Raw genomic sequence first — 18,171 nt, 5'->3', positions numbered from 1 at the left:
CCGCACGAGGTGCGCTCCACGGCGTCGTGGACGACCCGGGGCGCGGGGGACCGAGATCCAGCCGACCGGAGGACGACGTCGCCGTCCCCGGTCGACGCCGTGGAACGCACATCCGGGCGATGCGCGGTGGTAATTGATGGATAATTGCCATTATCCATCATAAGCGGGTCCGGAAGGGGTTCGGGCCCCGGATGGGGGATGCCTCTCTCGGACGCTCCGCCGTCGACCGATCCGTCCCTTGAACGCACGTGTGCGCGTGCTGCACGCGCACACGTGACGCGCCGCCCGGTCGACCCGGTGAGCCTCCGGTGGGTGGCCGATGACGCCCTTGGGGCTCGGCCCTCGATGATCAACAGATCGGCGTGCGGTCGACGTGCGCTTCGGTCCGGCAGCCGCTGACACCACCGGTGATCCGTCACTGTGACGTTTCTACGGTGGTGTTGTCCGGTGCGCGGCGGCCCGGAGCCGTCTCGGACTTCCCGTCTCGGGAGTCCTCGTGCCGAGGCCGCACCCCGCCGCGCGTCGTCCGCATGGGCGACGGCGGACGGACTGCGGCGGACGCGACGCGAACGGCGTGCGCGGGCGGCCGTCGCATGTGGACGACGTGTCGCATCGACGTGGCCGGCCTGTGGCTTTCGGGTGCCCATGACCCCTGCTGACCAGCCTGTCCGTAACGCCGATAATCTACATTATGTTAAGTAGAACGTTCGGAAGGCGTCCGGGGCGCTTCCCTGCCCACCCTCCTCGCCTCCGCGGTGATGACGTCGCCCCACGTGCGCCACATGCCGTCGAGCCGTGACGTGACGACGACGCGCTGCACCGCGTCGTCCGGCAGCGGGATCTGCAGGCCGATCGCGTGGTGGCGCGCGTGCGTGCCGCTCGCCTTCGCCAGGAGCTCCGCGTCGAAGTCGATCAGGACGCTGCCCTCGGGCAGGGTGTCCGGGATGTCGCCGCCGCAGCCGACGACGCACACCGGTCCCCCGGCGTCCGCGGTGTGCTGTTCGATCTCGGCCCGGACGTCGAGGTCGCGTGCCTGGCCGGTCCACGTGGTCAGGGTGCGGTGTTCGGTCTCGGCGATGAGCGGGTCGTCGAGTTCCAGGGAGGCCCAGACGAGTTCGACGCCGGGTTCGTGGGTCTTGTCGAGGAACTGGCGCATGGTGCGCTTGGCGCTGGCGAGCATCTCCCCCGTGTCGCGTTCGTGCGGTGGTTCCACGGCCCAGGCGGTGAGGTCGAAGTGGGTGGCGAGGCCGTGCTTGTGCGCGCGGTAGCCGAGTTCGATGTCTTCGGTGCCCCAGGTGACGAAGCGTTCGTCGAAGCCGCCGACGGCGTGGAAGTCGGTGGTGCGCAGGGAGAGGTTCATGCCCCAGGCGAAGAGCCAGGGGAAGGCGAGCCGGTCGGGGTCGAAGTCGACGTCGGCGAGGGGTTCGTGGCGGATGTCGCGGAAGCCGGGGTGGTCTTTGAAGTCCTGGTGGACTTGCTTCGGGGTTCGGGTGGTGATGGCTTCGGCGAGGCCGGGTGTGGGGTCCCAGGGGCGGTAGCCGTGGACGTAGCCGAGGTTGAGGGTGGGGTGGCCGGTGTGGGCGTCGACGTGGGCGCGGGCGAAGTCCGGTCCGGCGAGGGTGCCGCAGTCGAGGAAGGCGAGGACGGGTGCGGTGGCGTGGCGTGCGCCGGCGTTGCGGGCGTGTGCGACGCGGCGGCCGAGGTCGGGTTCGTAGTGGTAGTGCAGGCGGAGGCGGTGTTCGAAGGTCTTGGCGACGTCGGCGGTGTGGTCGTCGGAGCCGTCGTCGGAGACGATGACCTGGTAGTCGTCGGGTGGGAGGGTTTGGTCGGCGAGGCTGTCGAGGGTGCGGCGGAGGAGTTCGGCGCGGTTGTAGGTGGGGATCACGACGGAGATGCGCGGCGGCATCCGGGCTCCTTGGGGCGCTGGTGGCGGGCGCTGGGAAGGAGCGGACTGTATCGGGTCGGCGGAATCGGTACAGCCCCCGCACTTCGGGGTCGGTCAGGTGGTCAGGCGCTTGAGGGTGGCGTGGTAGTGGGCGTTGGCCATGATGCCGAGGACGTTGCCGAAGGGGTCGACGACGCTGGCGGTGACGTAGCCCTCGCCGCGGACCTTGGGGTCGTCGTGGGGTGTGGCGCCGAGTTCGGTGAGGCGGTCGAGGGTTGCCCGGAGGTCGTCGACGGCCCAGTAGGTGATGGCGCCGGCGGGGCCGATGTGGGTGTCGTGGGGTGCGTAGTCGCTCTTGACGATGCCGAATTCGTGTTCGTAGTCGCCGATGCGGAATTCGACGTAGCCGCCGGGGACGGTGAAGTAGGGCTCGATGCCGAACAGTTCGGTGTACCAGGTGGTGGCGGCGTCGAGGTCGTCGGCGAAGAAGCTGGTGGTGGTGAGTCCGCGGAGCATGGTGGGTCCTCTTCCGGTGGTGGTCGCTTGTCCCCCAGCTTGGTGCCCAAAGTGCTCACCGAGTGAGCACTTTGGGGGCGAGACTGGGTTCATGCGCGCGGACCGGTTGGTGGCTGTCCTGTTGTTGATGCAGGCGCGGGGGCGGGTGACGGCGGCGGAGTTGGCGGGTGAGTTGGAGGTGTCGGTGGCGACGGCGCGTCGGGATCTGGAGGCGTTGTCGTCGGCGGGTGTGCCGGTGTACCCGCAGCCGGGGCGTGGTGGTGGGTGGCGGTTGGTGGGGCGTGCGCGGACGGATCTGAGCGGGTTGACGTCGTCGGAGGCGCGGGCGTTGTTCTTGTTGGTGGGTCCGGCGGCGTCGGGGTCGCCGGAGGTGCGGGCGGCGTTGCGGAAGTTGGTGCGGGCGTTGCCGGAGACGTTCCGGGAGGGTGCGTTGGCGGCGGCGGACGCGGTGGTGGTGGATGTGGCGGGGTGGGGTGGTGTCGGTCGGGTGCGGCCGGGGTTGGTGGGTGTGTTGCAGGAGGCGGTGGTGGGGCGTCGGCGGGTGGTGTTGGTGTACGAGGGGCGTGGGCGGGTGCGGTCGGAGCGGGTGGTGGAGCCGTGGGGGTTGGTGGACAAGGACGAGGTTTGGTACTTGGTGGCGGGTACGGGGGCGGGTGAGCGGACGTTCCGGGTGGATCGGGTGGTGTCGGCGCGGGTGACGGACGAGGTGTTCGTGCGGCCGGAGGGGTTCGAGTTGTCGGTGGCGTGGGAGCGGGTGGTGTCGGAGGTGGAGCGGCGGCGGGGGTCGGTGTCGGCGGTGGTGTCGGTGCGGGCGCGATTCGTGCCGGTGTTGCGTGATCAGTTCGGGCGGCAGTGCGAGGTGCTGGAGGAGGTGGGTGGTCGGGTGCGGTTGCGGTTGTCGGCGACCACGGCGTTGATGGTGGCGCAGGTGTTGGCGGGGTGGGGTGGGTTGGTGGAGGTGGTGGAGTCGGAGGCGGTGCGGGCGGAGTTGGCGCGGTTGGGTGCGGAGCTGGTGGCGGGTAACGCGGTGGGGTGACGCCGCTCCCCCGGGTTGTCGGGTCCTGGGGTGGTCTGGCCGGTGGTCAGGGGTCGAGGGCGAGGCGGGTTCCGGTGGGGGTGGCGGCACGGGGTGGTCATGTGGGGGTGGTGTCACATCCGGTCGTGGATGCGGTCCCTCATGGGCTTGTCGCGCAGTGCGCGCAGGGTGGCGTCGACGAGGGCGGTGAGGGGGTAGGGCAGGTCGGCGTCGAGGTCGTGGGCGGCGGCGGTGGTGGCGGTCCACTCGGCGTCGAGGGTGGGGAGGATGGCGCGGGCCTGGTCGGTGAGGTGGACGATGCGCCTGCGGGCGTCGTCGCCGGGTTTGAGGTCGACGAGGCCGTCGCGGCGCATCTGGTTGACGGTCTGGCTGACGGCGGAGTGGGTGATGCCGATGGTGTCGGCGAGGTCGCGGATGGACAGCGGTCCTCTGGTGTGGACCAGGTGGATGACGGGGGTGTAGCGGGGCCGGAAGCCCGGTAGGCCGAGGTCGGTGTAGACGCGGCCGACGTCGCCTTCGAGGAGGTCGAGCAGGTGGCGGAGTCGGGTGCCGAGGTAATGGCCGGCGGGTGTGTGATCCACTCCCCTAATGTAACAGCGCTGTTGTACTTGTGAGGAGGGGTGGATGTACCCGGAGATCGAGCCGTACGAGCACGGGATGCTGGACGTCGGTGACGGCAACCTCGTGTACTGGGAGGTGTGCGGCAACCCGGAGGGCAAGCCGGTGGTGTGCCTGCACGGCGGGCCGGGCACGGGCTGCTCCCCCGGCATGACCAGGCAGTTCGACCCGGAGGCCTACCGGATCGTGCTGCTGGACCAGCGCGGCAGCGGGCGCAGTCGGCCGCACGCGAGCGAGTACTCGACGGACCTGTCGGTGAACACGACGGCGCACCTGGTGGCCGACGTCGAGCGGCTGCGCGAGCACCTGGGTGTCGAGCGGTGGATGGTGTTCGGCGGGTCGTGGGGTTCGACGCTCGGCCTGCGGTACGCGCAGCTGTTCCCGCGGCGGGTGACGGACGCGGAGCTGGTGGTGGTGCGGGGCGCGTCGCACGCCCTGTCGGATCCGGGGATGGCGGACGCGGTGGTGGCCGCGACGGACCGGTTCGCCCGGCGTTAGCGGCGGGTCGGGTGCGTGCTCCCCCTGTCCGGCCCGGGTGCTCACGCGGCCGAGGTGGCGCGGTCCGTCAGGGGCGCCAGACGCTGGTCGTCCTGACCGCGACGCCTTCCAGGTCCGGTGGCACCGGGACCGGGAAGGCGTCGACGCGTGTCCAGCCGCGTGGCAGGAACGACCGCTGCGGGTCGCCGACGAGCACGAGCACGCCGCGGTGGTGGGCGGCGAGCAGGAACGGCTCGACCCGGGCGGCCATGTCGCGGTCGTAGAAGACGTCGCCGGCCAGCAGCACGTCGACGTCCGGCTCGGTGTCGAGCAGGTCGCCGGGTGCGATCGTGACGGTCACGTCGTTGGCGCGGGCGTTGAGGCCGATCGCCGCCACCGCGACGGGGTCGATGTCGTTGGCGGTGACCAGGCCGCCGGCGCGGGCCGCTGCGACCGCGACCAGTCCCGAGCCCGACGCGAGGTCCAGCACCCGGCGGCCCGCCACGAGTTCGGGGTGGTCGAGCACGTGGCGGGCCAGTGCCTGGCCGCCGGCCCACGGGAACGCCCAGAACGGCGGCTCGGGGGTGCCGGTGCGTTCCCACAGCGCGGTCACGTCGTCCGCGGTGCGCAGCACGATGTCCGGTGTCAGCGGCACCGGACGCGCGCTGGTCACCGAGCGGACGAAGTCCTCCACCGGGCCGGTGATCACCTGGCCGACGTCCTGTGCCGGGTGGGCGGCCGTCGCAGCATGCCGTGACAGTAGTGCCGGCCCGGTCCTCGCGGTCGGGGGACGGGCGGGCCTGGTGTGCTCACAGGCCTCCGGCGACCCGCAGCACCGCGCCGGTCGTGAACGACGCCGCCCCGCTCAACAGCCAGGCCACCGCCTCCGCGACCTCCTCCGGCTCGCCGGGTCGGCCCAGCGGGATGGCCGAGGCCACCCGGTCGGGCCGGTCCGGCACCCCGGACAGCTCGTGGATCCGCGTGCGGACCGTGCCCGCCGCCACCGCGTTGACCCGGATCCCCCGCGGACCCAGTTCCTTCGCCAACCCCACCGTCATCGCGTCCACGGCCGCCTTGCTCGCCGCGTAGTGCACGTACTCCCCCGGTGATCCCAGCGTGGCGGCGGCCGAGGACAGCGACACGATCGCTCCGCCCGCCACCAGGTCCCGCGCCGCTCGCCGCGCGCACAACAACGCGCCCACCACGTTGACGTCGACCACCCGGCGCAGGTCCTCGACCCGCAGCCGCGCCAGCGGGCCCACGGGGCTGGTGATGCCGGCGTTGATGACCACCCCGGTCACCTGCCCCAGCGCGGCGGCGGCGTCGAACAGGGCGTCCACGTCCGCCGCGTCGGACACCTCCGCCCGCACCGCGACGCCGCCCACCTCCCGCGCCAACGCCTCCGCCGGCTGCGCCGCGGCCCGGTAGCCGATCACGACCCGGTGCCCGTCGGCGGCGACCCGCCGCACCACGGCCGCGCCGATGCCCCGGCTCCCGCCCGTGACGACGATCAGGCCAGCCACGCCGTCACCTCCGCGTCCACCACGTCCCGCGCGGTCACCAGCATGTGCGCCAACCCGGGCACGTCCACCAGCCGCGCGCCCGGCACCGCCGCGCACAACCGCGCCTGCACCGGCCGGAACGCCGGGTACTCCTGCTCGCCCCGCACCACCAGCAGCGGAACGTCCAGCTCCGAGGCCCGGGCGAGCACGTCCAGCGGCTCCACCGCCGCCCGCGAGGCGTCCGTCCAGGTGTAGGAGTCGACGGCGCCCACCTCGATGGACGCCTCCACCACCGCCTGCACCCGCACCGCCGGGTTCACCACCGCCACCCGCCGCACCGGCACCACGCGCCGCGCCGCCGTGAGCAGCGCGATGTGCCCGCCCGCCGAACCGCCGACCAGGTCCACCGGCCCGTCGTCGCACCCGAGCTCCGCCCGCGCCGCCGCGACCAGCGCGGGCATCGCGGCCACCGCCGTCTGCACCATCGCCGCGTACCCGTCGACCACCTGGTCCGGGCCCTCGCCCCACGCGGGCAGCGCCGCGTACAGCCGCCACGCGTCCACCCCCGTCAACGGCAACGCCTGCGTCATCGCCTCCGGTGTCCCCGGCTCGCCCAGCAGGTGCCACACCACCACCAGCCGCCGGGAGCCCCCTGCCGGCGGCGTCGCCACGAACCGCACGCCCGCCGCCTCACCCGTGATCGTCATGACCCCGAACCTACGTCCCGACAGGTCCGCACGGCGTCCACCCATCGCGAACAGCGCACACCCACCGCGACCGCAAGCCGCCCGAACGCGTGAACCCGCACCCCGGTGTCACTCGAACGGCCGCGCCAGGGCACCCTGGGGACGTGACCGAGCCGCGTTGTGCCGCGATCTCCGCGGACCTCGAGGAACCCCAGGCGGGCACCGCCGCCACCGCCGCCGCCTGGATCTGCCTCGAACAACCCGGGCCCTGGGGACGCGACGCCCTCACCGAGAGCCGCCTGGACCCCGCGCTCGGCGCCGAACTCGCCCGCCGCGCCGCCGACACCGGTGTCCGCGTCCTGCTCATCCGCCGCCCCGGCCGCCACGCCGACACCCACCACGACGCGCCCCGCCGCGTGTACCTCGCCGCCACCACCCCCGGCCGGCCGCGGCTGGAACGAGCCGACCTCGCCGACCCCGCGGCCCTGCTCGACCTCGACTTCGCCGCCCTCGCCGCCGGTCACCCCACCGGCCTGGGCACGCCCGTCGCCGGGCCGGTGCTGCTGGTGTGCGCCAACAGCCGCCGCGACGTGTGCTGCGCCCTGCGCGGCCGGCCCCTCGCCGAGGCTCTCGCCGCCGCACGGCCGGACACCGTCTGGGAGTGCACCCACACCGGTGGCCACCGCTTCGCGCCCACCGGCGTGCTGCTGCCCACCGGCTACACCTACGGCCGCCTCGACACCGACTTCGCCGCCCGTCTGCTCGACCACGCCGACCGCGGCCACGTCGTCACCGACCGCTGCCGGGGCCGCTCCACCCACGCGCCGCGCGGCCAGGTCGCCGAACTCGCCGTCCGCGACCTCACCGGCGAGCGCCGCGACGTGCTCACCGTCCACGGCGACACCGTCCGCCACGCCGACGGCAGCGCCTGGCACGTCACCGTCGCCGACGTCGACCTACCGGCCGCCCGACCCGCCAGCTGCGGCGCGGTGCCCACCCCGGCCACCGGGCTCGTCGCCACCGCCGTGCGCCGCCTGGTCCCCGTCGGCTGACGGCACCGCCGCGCGGAACAGGCCCAGCCCCACCGCGTGCGCGTCGTCCAGGCCCACCGCCCGCAACGCCTCCGCCGGCAACGCCAACAACGACACCGCCACACCCAGGAAGTAGGCGTCCAACAACCCCGCGTCGCGTGCCGTGCTCGGCAACCCTGCCGCCGCGTGCAACCCCGCGCCCGCCTGCGCGTTGGACACCGCCATCCGGCCCAGCGCCTCCCGCACCCCCGGTCGGCGCACCGCCTCCAGGTACAGCTCCACCATCGCCAGCAGCTGCGTCGGGTCCTCCACCACCGCGCGGCGCAACAGCGCCGGGTACAGCTGCGCCACCTCCGCCGGCGAGATCCCCGCCGGCGTCGTCTCCCGCAGCCGCCGCACCGCCGCCGCGTGCAACGCCGTCATCCGCGCCGCCGCCGCACCCAACAGCGCGTCCCGCGACGGGAAGTAGTTCTTCGTGGTGCCTTCCGGCACACCCGCCGCCCGGTCCACCGCGCGGTGCGTCAGACCGCGGCCACCCTCCGCCGCCAACACCGAGATCGCACAGTCGCACAGCAGGTCCCGACGGCTCGTCACGGGGACGGGACACTAGCCGATCGCGGCCGGCCCGCCGTCGCCACCACCCGGCCCGCCTCCAGCACCAACCACACCCCGCACACGCAGCGCACGTAGTCCACCGCGCCGTGCGACGAGACCTGGTACACACGCTCGGCGCTGGGCCACCCGCAACAAGGACACCTGGTGTTCACCCCACCAGCGTGATGTCATGGTTCAGTGCATTTCAACCCTTACGGCGGGGCGGCGGCCGAACTCGCCGCCGCCCTGGTCAACGCCGACCCCCGCAGCACCGCCGACGAGCTGCTCGACCTGCTGCGCGCGCACGACTACAGACCCGCCGGGGCCCTCGACGAGCACCAGGCCCGCGAACTCGCCGCCTGGGCCGCCCGCCTCTCGCCCGTCTTCGACCACACCCCCGACCAGGTCGCCCTGGTCAACGACCTGCTCGCCGAAGCCGCCGCCAAGCCCTACATCTCCACCCACGACGACCGCCGGCCCCACCTGCACTTCGCCCCCGAACACGCGCCCACGCCCGAACGGCTGCGCGCGTTCACCGCCGCCGGCCTCGCCCACGTCGTCTGCGACGACCCCGGACGCCTCGGCCGCTGCGCGCGACCCGGCTGCCGCACCGTCTACGTCGACACCTCCCGCAACGGCCGCCGCCGCTTCTGCACCACCCGCTGCGCCAACCGCGTCCACGTGGCCGAGCACCGCACCCGCAGCACCTGACCCGCCTGGTCCGGGGCGGCCGGTGTCAGCGCGCTCAGTGCAGGACGCGGCGGCCGAAGCGGGCGTTGCCGAACTCCGCCGCCTCGCCGATCAACGCCGACCCCACGTCCGTGCGGCCCCGGAACCACGCGTGCCGGAACCACGCGTCCTGGTGGAACACCACCTCGCCGAACAACGCCCGCCCGCCGAAGCGCACGTGCCGGAAGTCCGCCCGACCCGACACCTCGGCCCGCCGCAGGTCCGCCCGGCCCGACACCTTCGCCCGCGCGAACACCAACTGGTCGGCCACCTGCGCCGACCGCAACGACACGTTGCCCGCGAACACCGCCAACCCGAACGACGCCGACTTCGCGAACAGCGCGTCGGTGAACACCGCGTGCCGCAGGAACCGCGCGCCCGCGAAGTTCGCGTCACCCGTCACCGTCATCGCCTCGAACCGCGCGTCGCCCAGGAACACCGCGCCCACCAGGTCCACCCGGTTCACCCGGCACCCCGACAGGTCGAAGTCCACCAGGATCGCCCCCGGCGCCACCACGTCCATCCCCGGCCAGAAATCCGCGCCCGGCCGCAGGTGCGACACCAGCTCCCGCTGCACCGCCGTGCGCCACGGCGCGTCCAACCCCATGCTCACCCCGCCGCGCAACGCCGCCAACCACGACGTCACCACCGCCTGCCGCCGCCGCGGCGCCTGCCGGCCGATCTCGGCCAACAGCAACAACCCCTCCTCCTCACCGGCCCGGAACAGCCGGTTCGCCTCACGCCACACCGACACCGGAGCCGGGACCGCACCCGCCTCCGGCCCCACCCGCCGTCGCGCGTGCTCGTCCAACAACGTCTCCGAACGCGACGCGCGCACATGACGCACGCCAATCCAGACGATGACCACCGCCACCGCCACCGGCATCAGCCACGACGACATACCCCGATCATGCCCGTCCCGCGTACGTCCACGGACGTACTTCCCGTCACCGCTTCGTGGCCGACGCCGGGACCCGCGCCCGAGCGGAGCATCGGACACCGGGAACCGACCCCCGACGCGCCACCCGCACCGGCTCCCACCCCGCACCACCCGCGCCGGCCGCGGGACGCCGACCGACCCTGGCCGGCGATCCTCCTGCTCCCGCTCCTGCCCTAGAGTCCGCTCATGGACCTGACCGACGCGTGCTTCGCGGGCGCCGCCCGACAGGCCGAACTGCTGCGCTCCGGCGCGCTCACCTCACGCGCCCTCGTCGCCGAGTGCCTGCGCCGCATCGACCGGCACGACCGGACCCTCAACGCGTTCCGGCTCGTGTTCACCGACCGCGCCCTCGCCGACGCCGACCACGCCGACGCCCGCCTCGCCCGAGGCGAGCACGCGCCCCTGCTCGGCGTGCCCGTCGCGGTCAAGGAAGACCTCGCCATCGCCGGCCTGCCCACCACCAAGGGCACCGCCGCCGTCGACACCACCGCGCCCGACGACTCCGAGATCGTCCGCCGCCTGCGCGCCGCCGGCGCCGTCATCGTCGGCCGCACCCGCATGCCCGAACTCGGCCTGTGGCCCTACACCGAGTCCACCTGGGCCGGCGCCACCCGCAACCCCTGGTCGGCCGAGCACTCACCCGGCGGGTCCAGCGGCGGATCGGCCGCCGCCGTCGCCGCCGGCCTCGTCGGCGCCGCCATCGGCACCGACGGCGCAGGCTCCATCCGCATCCCCGCCGCCTGCACCGGGCTGTTCGGCCTCAAACCGCAACGCGACCACGTGTCCCTCGCCCCCGACCGCGACGTCTGGCACGGCCTGGTCGCCGCCGGACCCATCACCCGCCACGTCGCCGACGCCGCCCTGCTCCTCGACGTCCTCGCGCCCGGCCACGACCACACCGCCGCCGTCACCGCCACCCGGACCCTGCGCGTCGCCGTGTCCCTGCGCCCCTGGGGCCGCGGCATCCCCGTGGACCCCGAAGTCCGCGACGCCGTCCTCGACACCGCCGGCCTGCTCGCCGACCTCGGCCACGACGTCACCCGCGTCGACCCCGACCTGCACGACGTCACCGGACCCGCCGTGCTCGCCGCCCGCTACCTGCACAGCGCCGCCACCACCGAACAGGCCCTGGACCGACCCGACCGGCTCGACGCCCGCACCCGCGCCGTCGCCGCCCTCGGCCGCTCCCTGCCCGCGCCCGCCGTGCGCGCCGCCCTCGCCCGGACCGCGAAGCTCACCGACCACGCCAACCGGCTCTTCGACCACCACGACCTGCTGCTCACCCCCGTGCTCACCCGGCCGCCCCTGCGCGTGGGCGAGTGGCGCCGCCGCCCCGCCCTCGCCGCGCTGCTCGCCGCCGCCCGCATGACCACGTTCCTGCCCCTGTGGAACATCACGGGCAATCCCGCCGCGTCCGTCCCCGCCGGCCACACCCGCACCGGCCTGCCCCTGGCCGTGCAGCTCGTCGCCACCACCGACGACGACCACACCATCCTCACCGCCGCCGGCCAACTCGAACGCGCCCGCCCCTGGGCCGACCGCCGCCCACCGGCCCACCCCTGACCCCCGCGCGAGTCCTACGTTCAGAGCCCGCGTGTCCTACGTTCGCAACGACCGTGTCCTACGTTCAGGACCCCGAGTTCAACGCTCGGGACATGCCGGTCACCGCTCCCGCCGCGCCAACTCCGCCCGCAACCGCCGCAGCCACTCCGGCGCCGGACCACCGGACACCTCGGCCGACTCACCCGCCACCACCTGCCGCAGCACGTCGTCCCCGGCCTCGGCCACCAGCCCGAGCACCTCCTCGCGCACCGCCGGCCACCCACCCGACGACGACGCCACCGACCGCAACCGCGTGTAGGACTCCCACGTCGGGTGCGCCAGGAACGCCCGCCGCCGCAACCCCACCGCCCGCTCCGCCCACCCCGCGCGCAGGCACTCGTCCACCCCCAGGTCCACCAACCGGGTCGCCGCGCCACGCCCGCCCGTCGCCGCCAGACCCCGCTCCACCCACGCCACCGCCTCCGCCGACCGCCCCGCGTCCCGCAGCACGGTCGCCACCTGCAGGTAGTGCCACCCCGACGACAGGTCCCGCGACAACACCAACACCTGCAGGTCCACGTCACCGCTGTGCTCGGCCAACTCCTCCACCACCCGCAGCAACGCCCACCGCTCCCGGTCGTACCGGCCGGTCTCCCCGAACCCGATCACCGGCAACCGCTCGAACCGCGCCACCGCCTCCGCCCGGTAGAACGCCAACCCGTCCTCGCCCAACGCCGACGCGTACGCCGCCAACCGCACCTCCGGCGGCTCGGCGAACCCCGTCTGCAACCACAACAACCACGCCGCCAACTCCCGGCCGTCCACCGACGGCTCGGCCGCGCACGCCACCGCGTGCAGGTCCAACACCCGATCCACCAACCCGGCCAACGCCGCCCGCTGCGCACCACCCTGCGCGGCGCCCACCAGCACCTCGGCCAGCTCCCGCGCCACCACCCGCGCGCCCGGCCCACCCCGCACCAGCTCCGACAGCTCCGCCACCACCGACGCCAACTCGTCCCACCGCGCCGGCCACGGCACGTCGACACGGGCCAGCGCGGCCGCCGCACGACCGGGTAAAGCGTCCACCGCGACATCCAACCGCACACCCACCCGCCCGACGAGACCCCGCCCGCACCGCCGTCGGCGCGATCACCCGCCCCGACCACGCGAAAGGGGCGCCAGCGACCACCGCCGACGCCCCACCACTGCGTCCAAGATCACTACGGCCGAACCCGGCACGCCCGGACCCGCCGACAGCCGATCACCGACAGCCGATCACCCGAGCGGCCCCGGCTCCCCGGCCCCCACCTCGCGCGCCACCGGACCCGACCCCAGCGTGCCGCGCTCCACCCCGCGCTGCACCGCGCCGTGCTCCAACGGACCCGGCACCTCCTTGCGCGCCACCGCCTCCGCCGCGCGCACCGCCTCGGCCACCGCCGGGTCCGGCGCCGTGTCGAACCACTCCGCCACCGACGCGTCGTCCTGCTCCGGCGACGACGTCACCGGCTGCTCGTAGGCGGGCGGCTCGTAGCGGAACACACCGTCCTCGCCCGGCGCGCCCAGCATCTTCGCGAAACCCTCCAGCGCCTTGCCGTAGTCCGACGGCACCAGCCACACCTTGTTCGCGTCGCCCTGCGCCATCTGCGGCAACGTCTGCAGGTACTGGTAGGCCAGCACCTCCGGCGTCGGCTTGCCCGCCTTGATCGCCGCGAACACCTTCTCGATCGCCTTCGCCTGGCCCTGCGCCTGCAGGTACCGCGCCGCCCGCTCACCCTGCGCCCGCAGGATCGCCGCCTGCCGCTCCGCCTCCGCGCCCAGGATCGCGGCCTGCTTCGCGCCCTCCGCCGACAGGATCTGGGCCTGCTTCTGCCCCTCCGCGGACTTGATCGCCGCCTCCCGCTGACCCTCCGCGTTGAGGATCATCGCGCGCTTCTCCCGGTCCGCGCGCATCTGCTTCTCCATCGAGTCCCGGATCGAGGGCGGCGGGTCGACCGCCTTCAACTCCACCCGCGCCACCCGGATGCCCCAACGGCCCGTCGCCTCGTCCAGCACACCGCGCAACTGGTTGTTGATCTGGTCACGGGAGGTCAGCGTCTCCTCCAGGCTCATCCCGCCCACCAGGTTGCGCAGCGTCGTGGTCGCCAACTGCTCCACACCCACGATGTAGTTCGAGATCTCGTACACCGCCGCGCGCGGATCGGTCACCTGGAAGTAGACCACCGTGTCGATCGACACCGTCAGGTTGTCCCGGGTGATCACCGGCTGCGGCGGGAACGACACCACCTGCTCGCGCAGGTCGATCCGCGCCCGCACCCGGTCGAAGAACGGCACCAGGATGTTCAACCCCGGCGCGGCGGTCGTGCGGTACCGGCCCAGCCGCTCGATCACCGCGGCCGTGGCCTGCGGGATCACCAGCACCGACTTCACGGTGACTACCAGCACGAACAGCACCAGGACCGCGATGACGATCAACGTGGTGGTCAACTCTCCCAGCCTCCACTCAGGCCCCGGACAGCACCACTGCGGTCGCGCCCGAGATCTCGACAACAGTGACTTCGGCACCCGGCTCGATCGTCTCGCGGTCCAACGACCGCGCCGACCACACCTCGCCGCCGATCCGCACCCTACCGCCGTGGGCGTCCACAGTGGACACGACGACGGCCGTGCTGCCCACCAGCGCCTCGACGCCCGACCTGTGCCCCTGGCCCAGCGCCATCCGGCGCCTGATCGCGGGCCGCGCGCCCACCACCAGCCCCAACGACACCAGGCCGAACACGATCCCGCTGATCACCACATCCGCGCCCAACGCCGACGCCCCCGCCGCGCCGAACGCGGCCAGACCCAGCATGACCAGCACGAAGTCGCCCGACAGGATCTCGGCCGCCACCAGGACGACCCCGAGGACCAACCAGATCAGCGCGGCCACACCCCCATCCTCGCACTTCCGGCGTGCGCGGGGTGCCCTTTTCAGGCCACGGGCTCGGTCACGAAGTCGATCAACCGCTCCACCGCGCCGATCAACGGCGTCTCCAGGTCCCGGAACCCCGACACCCCCGCCAACACCCGACGCCACCCCTCGTACGGCTCACCCCAGCCGAGCGCGGCGCACACGCCCTCCTTCCACGGCACCCCGCGCGGCACCACCGGCCACGCCGCGATCCCCACCGACGCGGGCTTCACCGCCTGCCACACGTCCACGTACGGGTGACCGGTGACCAGCACGGCCTCGTCCCGGATCGCCGAGACCAGCCGCGACTCCTTGCTGCCCGCCACCAGGTGGTCCACCAGCACACCCAGCCGCCGGCCCGGCCCCGTGCCGAACTCCGCGACCCGGTCGGCCAGCACGTCCACCCCGTCCAGCGGCTCGACCACGACGCCCTCCACCCGCAGGTCGTGCCCCCACACCCGCTCCACCAGCTCCGCGTCGTGCAGGCCCTCCACCCAGATCCGGCTGTCGCGGGCCGTGCGGGCACGCAGCCCCTCGACCTTCACCGACCCCGACGCCGTCCGCGCGGGCCTCGCCGCGGCCGGGGCGGGCCGCACCAGCGTCACCGGCTGCCCGTCGACCAGGAACCCCGCCGGGCGCAGCGGGAACAGCCGGCGCCGGCCCTGCCGGTCCTCCAGCACCACCTGCCCGTGCTCGAACCGCACCACCGCGCCGCAGAACCCCGACGCGGGGTCCTCCGCCACCAGCCCGACCTCGGCCACCACCTCGGGCACCGTCCTGCGCTTGCGGCCCGACAGCACGTCGCGGCCGTAGTCGTGTGATCGCACGGCCGGCGACGTTACCTCCCGGCGCCGACGGGCGCGGCTACGCCGTGCCGAGGACCGACGGGTGCCCGGGGAAGAACCCGGCGAACACCTCGCACCACGCCGCCAACCGGTCGCCGTCCACCACCGCCGACCAGCGCTCGACACCGGCGCGCAGGTCGTCCGAGGCGTAGGCGAAATCCACCGCGTCCGACGCCGGGTCGCCCACGCACGGACGCGGGTCGATCGCCACCAACCCCCGCTCGCCCGCGTCCAGCACGTTGTGGAAGTGCAGGTCGCCGTGCAGCAACGTCGCCGTCACCCGATCGCGGGCCAGTTCCGCCGCCCGCGCGTGCGCCGCGTCGTGATCGCCGGGGTGCCGCCTGCGCAGCACACCGAAGACGAAGTCCACCCGCTCGCTCAACGGCGGGAAACCCTCCCGCGGCGGGACGTGCAGCTCGCGCAGCACCTCGACCAACCCCGGACCGTCCGAGGCGGGCGTGCCCGGCACCAGCCCTTCCAGCAGCAACGCGCCCCGCGCCGGATCCGCCCGGAGCACCCGCACCACCCTCGGCGACGGCTCCCACGCCCGCAGCGCCGCGTGCTCCTGCGCCGCGATCGCCGGCTCCGGCGTCACCTTCAACACCACCGGCTCCCCGCCGCGCGTGCACAGCAGCGCGTGCGACGTGCCACCGGACAACGGCCGCACCACCTCCAGGCTCCAGTCCCGGCACAAGCCCGCCACCAGCCCGTCCACCCCGGCCAGCCACGACTCCACACCGGGGCCGAAGCGGCGCGTCATGCGCTCCCGCAACGACGCCATCAGCCGTCCAACCTCAAGATGAACTCCTCCACGTCCTCGCCACGCCCCTCGGCGAACCCCACGTCCTCGCCGACCGCCACGAACCCGCACTTCGCCAGCACCCGCAGCGATCCCAGGTTGTCCACCGCCGCCCGCGCGTACAGCGGACGCAGCGGCTCCTCGAGCAGGAACAGCCGCAACGCCGCCGTCGCCAACCCCTTGCCCCAGTGCTCGCGGTCGATCCAGCACGTCACCTCGGGCCCGCCGAACCGGCGGAACCTGCCCACGTGGCCCACCACGTCGCCACCGAACACCACCGTCCGCGCCGCCACCGAGTCGTCGGCCAGGATCCGCGCCCACCGCACCAGGAACGCCCCCCGGTCCGACGGGTCCGCCGAGGTGAACGCGGCCATCCGCACCGCCTCCGGATCGCGCTGGTGATCGAAGAACACCAACACGTCGGCAGCGGTCACCTCGCGCAGTTCCACGTCCACGCGGCAAGTAGACAGCACGCACCCGCGACGTCAGAAGGTCCCGGCGCGGATCCGCCCACCGGGTCGGCCCAGGGTCACCGCGCGATCACCCGACGGGATCGCGGGCCAGGTCAGAACGCGGGCCAGGGGATCGCCGGCCAGTCGTCGGACGGCGCCGGGTACAGCCCCGCCGCCAACAGCTTCTCCACCCGCTCGGTCAACGCCCGCACCTCCGCGCGCGTCAGGTGCTCGTGCAGCCGGTCCGACAGCTCCCCGTCCAGCCGCGACCGCAGCCGCCGCAGCGACTCCACCGCCTCCGCGGGCAGCTCCTCGCCCAACCAGCCCCACAACACCGTGCGCAGCTTGTCGTCGGAGTGCAGGCAGATCCCGTGGTCCACCCCGTACACCGCGCCGTCCAGCGCGTGCAGCACGTGACCGCCCTTGCGGTCGGCGTTGTTCACCACCACGTCGAACGCCGCCATCAACCGCACCCGCGGGTGGTCGGCGTGCGCCAGCACCGCGGGCTCCCCGTACCGGTCGTGCGCCCGCAACACCGGACGCCACCCCGACCGCACCTCGTCCACCGGCACGATGTCCACCAGGTCGTCGTCCTCGCGGGTCTCCACCCACAGCTGGACCATGCCCGACCCGAACGGGCCCTCCCGCAGCACCGTCGGCGGCACCACGTGCACGCCGGACGCCTCCGACACCAGGTAGGTGGCCACCTCGCGGCCCGCCAGCGTGCCGTCGGGGAAGTCCCACAACGGCCGCTCGCCGCGCACCGGCTTGTACACGCACTGCGCGGTCACACCGTCGAGGCTGATGCCGCAGAACAACGTCGCGTTCGACGCGTCCACCAGCCGGCCCTCGACCTCGATGCGACCACGCCGCAGTAAGTCGAGCACCCCGTCGTCAGCCGGACCCACCGCCGCGCTCAGCCCTCGTCCGAACGACGGTAGCCGTTCTGCCGCGGGCAGACGTGCCCCTCGGGGTCGAGCGGCTCGGCGCACAGCGGACACGGCTTGCGGCCCGCGCGCACCACCCGCTCGGCGCGCTCGGCGAACGCCCGCGCCTCCGCCGGGCTCAGGAACACCCTCACCGCGTCCGGACCCTCCTCGGTGTCGTCGAGCACCACCGCCTCGTCGACCTCCTCCTCGGTGATCGCGAGCAGTTCGATGACCACCGCGCTGGACTCGGCGTCCCAGCCCAGCCCCATCGTGCCGACCTTGAACTCCTCCTCGACCGGCACCGCCAGGGGTTCGGTGTCCCGGAGGTCCTCGGGGACACCGTCGGGCACTTCCGCGCCGAACCGCCGGTGCACCTCCTCCAGCAGCGAGCCGATGCGCTCGGCGAGTACGACGACCTGTTGCTTCTCCAGCGCCACGCTGACCAGCCGGGCCTCCTCGGAGGCCTGCAGGTAGAACGTGCGCTCGCCAGGCTGCCCGACTGTGCCGGCGACGAACCGGTCGGGCTGGCGGAATACGTGGATGACGCGTGCCATGACAACGACGACCCTAGGCCACGCGAGCAAGATCGGCAGCCCTGCCCCCCGTTTTTCCACGACCGGCGAACACGACTCCCGGTCGATCG

Annotated in this window: 20 protein-coding genes and 1 pseudogene; 5 read left to right on the top strand and 16 right to left on the bottom strand. The window is 73.7% G+C overall.

The features are described 5' to 3' along the window. Window positions 1-694: 694 nt before the first annotated feature. Both ACQPYE_RS20220 and ACQPYE_RS20215 read right to left on the bottom strand, forming a co-directional pair. Window positions 695-1,906, bottom strand: a complete 1,212-nt coding sequence (locus ACQPYE_RS20220) for a glycosyltransferase family 2 protein (RefSeq protein ID WP_498713375.1) — start codon at window positions 1,904-1,906, stop codon at window positions 695-697. Between the two features lie 93 nt (window positions 1,907-1,999). After that, window positions 2,000-2,401 (bottom strand): VOC family protein, encoded by a 402-nt coding sequence (locus tag ACQPYE_RS20215; protein ID WP_498713374.1) that lies wholly within the window; start codon window positions 2,399-2,401, stop codon window positions 2,000-2,002. 91 nt (window positions 2,402-2,492) lie between these two features. Here ACQPYE_RS20215 and ACQPYE_RS20210 point away from each other — a divergent pair, with 91 nt between their 5' ends. Then, complete coding sequence (locus ACQPYE_RS20210; protein ID WP_498713372.1) at window positions 2,493-3,437, top strand: helix-turn-helix transcriptional regulator; 945 nt, start codon at window positions 2,493-2,495, stop codon at window positions 3,435-3,437. A 113-nt stretch (window positions 3,438-3,550) separates the two neighbouring features. Here ACQPYE_RS20210 and ACQPYE_RS20205 read toward each other — a convergent pair whose 3' ends face one another. Beyond that, window positions 3,551-4,018: a MarR family winged helix-turn-helix transcriptional regulator gene (locus ACQPYE_RS20205; RefSeq protein ID WP_498713370.1), complete on the bottom strand. Its 468-nt coding sequence runs from the start codon at window positions 4,016-4,018 to the stop codon at window positions 3,551-3,553. 43 nt (window positions 4,019-4,061) lie between these two features. On the opposite strand from ACQPYE_RS20205, the pseudogene ACQPYE_RS20200 reads away from it, so the two are divergent. Then, window positions 4,062-4,466: pseudogene (locus tag ACQPYE_RS20200) on the top strand (alpha/beta fold hydrolase); the annotation flags it as partial. Between the two features lie 154 nt (window positions 4,467-4,620). Here ACQPYE_RS20200 and ACQPYE_RS20195 read toward each other — a convergent pair. The 3 genes from ACQPYE_RS20195 to ACQPYE_RS20185 all read right to left on the bottom strand — a co-directional run bounded on the left by ACQPYE_RS20195 (window position 4,621) and on the right by ACQPYE_RS20185 (window position 6,741). Beyond that, a complete protein-coding gene (locus ACQPYE_RS20195; protein ID WP_498713369.1) occupies window positions 4,621-5,241 on the bottom strand; it encodes a class I SAM-dependent methyltransferase in 621 nt (206 codons plus the stop codon). Window positions 5,242-5,341: 100 nt separating this feature from the next. Continuing rightward, a complete protein-coding gene (locus tag ACQPYE_RS20190; RefSeq protein ID WP_498713367.1) occupies window positions 5,342-6,055 on the bottom strand; it encodes an SDR family oxidoreductase in 714 nt (237 codons plus the stop codon). Then, window positions 6,043-6,741 (bottom strand): alpha/beta fold hydrolase, encoded by a 699-nt coding sequence (locus tag ACQPYE_RS20185; protein ID WP_498713365.1) that lies wholly within the window; start codon window positions 6,739-6,741, stop codon window positions 6,043-6,045. The genes ACQPYE_RS20190 and ACQPYE_RS20185 overlap by 13 nt, the downstream gene beginning before the upstream one ends. A gap of 143 nt (window positions 6,742-6,884) precedes the next feature. Here ACQPYE_RS20185 and ACQPYE_RS20180 point away from each other — a divergent pair, with 143 nt between their 5' ends. Next, the gene (locus ACQPYE_RS20180) at window positions 6,885-7,772 is read left to right on the top strand and encodes a ferredoxin family protein (protein ID WP_498713363.1); all 888 of its coding nucleotides are present in this window, start codon (window positions 6,885-6,887) and stop codon (window positions 7,770-7,772) included. On the opposite strand, the gene ACQPYE_RS20175 is transcribed toward ACQPYE_RS20180, so the two are convergent. Next, on the bottom strand, window positions 7,677-8,345 hold the full coding sequence (locus tag ACQPYE_RS20175) for a TetR/AcrR family transcriptional regulator (RefSeq protein WP_498713361.1): 669 nt from the start codon (window positions 8,343-8,345) through the stop codon (window positions 7,677-7,679). The genes ACQPYE_RS20180 and ACQPYE_RS20175 overlap by 96 nt on opposite strands. Before the next feature lie 198 nt (window positions 8,346-8,543). On the opposite strand from ACQPYE_RS20175, the gene ACQPYE_RS20170 reads away from it, so the two are divergent. Continuing rightward, complete coding sequence (locus ACQPYE_RS20170; RefSeq protein ID WP_498713359.1) at window positions 8,544-9,056, top strand: CGNR zinc finger domain-containing protein; 513 nt, start codon at window positions 8,544-8,546, stop codon at window positions 9,054-9,056. A gap of 34 nt (window positions 9,057-9,090) precedes the next feature. On the opposite strand, the gene ACQPYE_RS20165 is transcribed toward ACQPYE_RS20170, so the two are convergent. Continuing rightward, window positions 9,091-9,975 carry a pentapeptide repeat-containing protein gene (locus tag ACQPYE_RS20165; protein WP_498713357.1) on the bottom strand — a complete coding sequence of 295 codons (885 nt, stop codon included), beginning with the start codon at window positions 9,973-9,975 and terminating at the stop codon, window positions 9,091-9,093. A 225-nt stretch (window positions 9,976-10,200) separates the two neighbouring features. On the opposite strand from ACQPYE_RS20165, the gene ACQPYE_RS20160 reads away from it, so the two are divergent. Then, window positions 10,201-11,577, top strand: a complete 1,377-nt coding sequence (locus tag ACQPYE_RS20160) for an amidase (RefSeq protein WP_498713355.1) — start codon at window positions 10,201-10,203, stop codon at window positions 11,575-11,577. Between the two features lie 99 nt (window positions 11,578-11,676). Here the strand turns inward: ACQPYE_RS20160 and ACQPYE_RS20155 are convergent, their stop codons facing one another. The 8 genes from ACQPYE_RS20155 to ACQPYE_RS20120 all read right to left on the bottom strand — a co-directional run bounded on the left by ACQPYE_RS20155 (window position 11,677) and on the right by ACQPYE_RS20120 (window position 18,082). After that, window positions 11,677-12,642 carry a hypothetical protein gene (locus tag ACQPYE_RS20155; protein ID WP_498713353.1) on the bottom strand — a complete coding sequence of 322 codons (966 nt, stop codon included), beginning with the start codon at window positions 12,640-12,642 and terminating at the stop codon, window positions 11,677-11,679. 189 nt (window positions 12,643-12,831) lie between these two features. Further along, a complete protein-coding gene (locus ACQPYE_RS20150; RefSeq protein ID WP_498713351.1) occupies window positions 12,832-14,040 on the bottom strand; it encodes an SPFH domain-containing protein in 1,209 nt (402 codons plus the stop codon). 16 nt (window positions 14,041-14,056) lie between these two features. Then, window positions 14,057-14,482 (bottom strand): NfeD family protein, encoded by a 426-nt coding sequence (locus tag ACQPYE_RS20145; RefSeq protein WP_498713349.1) that lies wholly within the window; start codon window positions 14,480-14,482, stop codon window positions 14,057-14,059. A gap of 41 nt (window positions 14,483-14,523) precedes the next feature. Then, entirely contained in the window at window positions 14,524-15,330 is an 807-nt protein-coding gene (locus ACQPYE_RS20140) for a DUF3097 domain-containing protein (protein WP_498713347.1), read from the bottom strand. Window positions 15,331-15,367: 37 nt separating this feature from the next. Beyond that, window positions 15,368-16,129, bottom strand: coding sequence for an aminoglycoside phosphotransferase family protein (locus ACQPYE_RS20135; RefSeq protein ID WP_498713345.1), 762 nt, complete (start codon window positions 16,127-16,129; stop codon window positions 15,368-15,370). Next, window positions 16,129-16,602, bottom strand: coding sequence for a GNAT family N-acetyltransferase (locus tag ACQPYE_RS20130; protein ID WP_498713343.1), 474 nt, complete (start codon window positions 16,600-16,602; stop codon window positions 16,129-16,131). The genes ACQPYE_RS20135 and ACQPYE_RS20130 overlap by 1 nt, the downstream gene beginning before the upstream one ends. A 110-nt stretch (window positions 16,603-16,712) precedes the next feature. After that, window positions 16,713-17,486, bottom strand: a complete 774-nt coding sequence (locus tag ACQPYE_RS20125) for an SCO1664 family protein (protein ID WP_498713341.1) — start codon at window positions 17,484-17,486, stop codon at window positions 16,713-16,715. A gap of 29 nt (window positions 17,487-17,515) precedes the next feature. Beyond that, complete coding sequence (locus ACQPYE_RS20120; RefSeq protein ID WP_498713339.1) at window positions 17,516-18,082, bottom strand: DUF3090 domain-containing protein; 567 nt, start codon at window positions 18,080-18,082, stop codon at window positions 17,516-17,518. Window positions 18,083-18,171 lie beyond the last annotated feature (89 nt).

Origin of the sequence: Actinosynnema sp. CA-299493, from assembly GCF_050946825.1 — a bacterium.
Taxonomy (GTDB): Bacteria; Actinomycetota; Actinomycetes; order Mycobacteriales; family Pseudonocardiaceae; genus Actinosynnema.
Note: the sequence above shows the minus strand (reverse complement) of the source record. Positions and strands in the feature narration are given on the sequence as shown.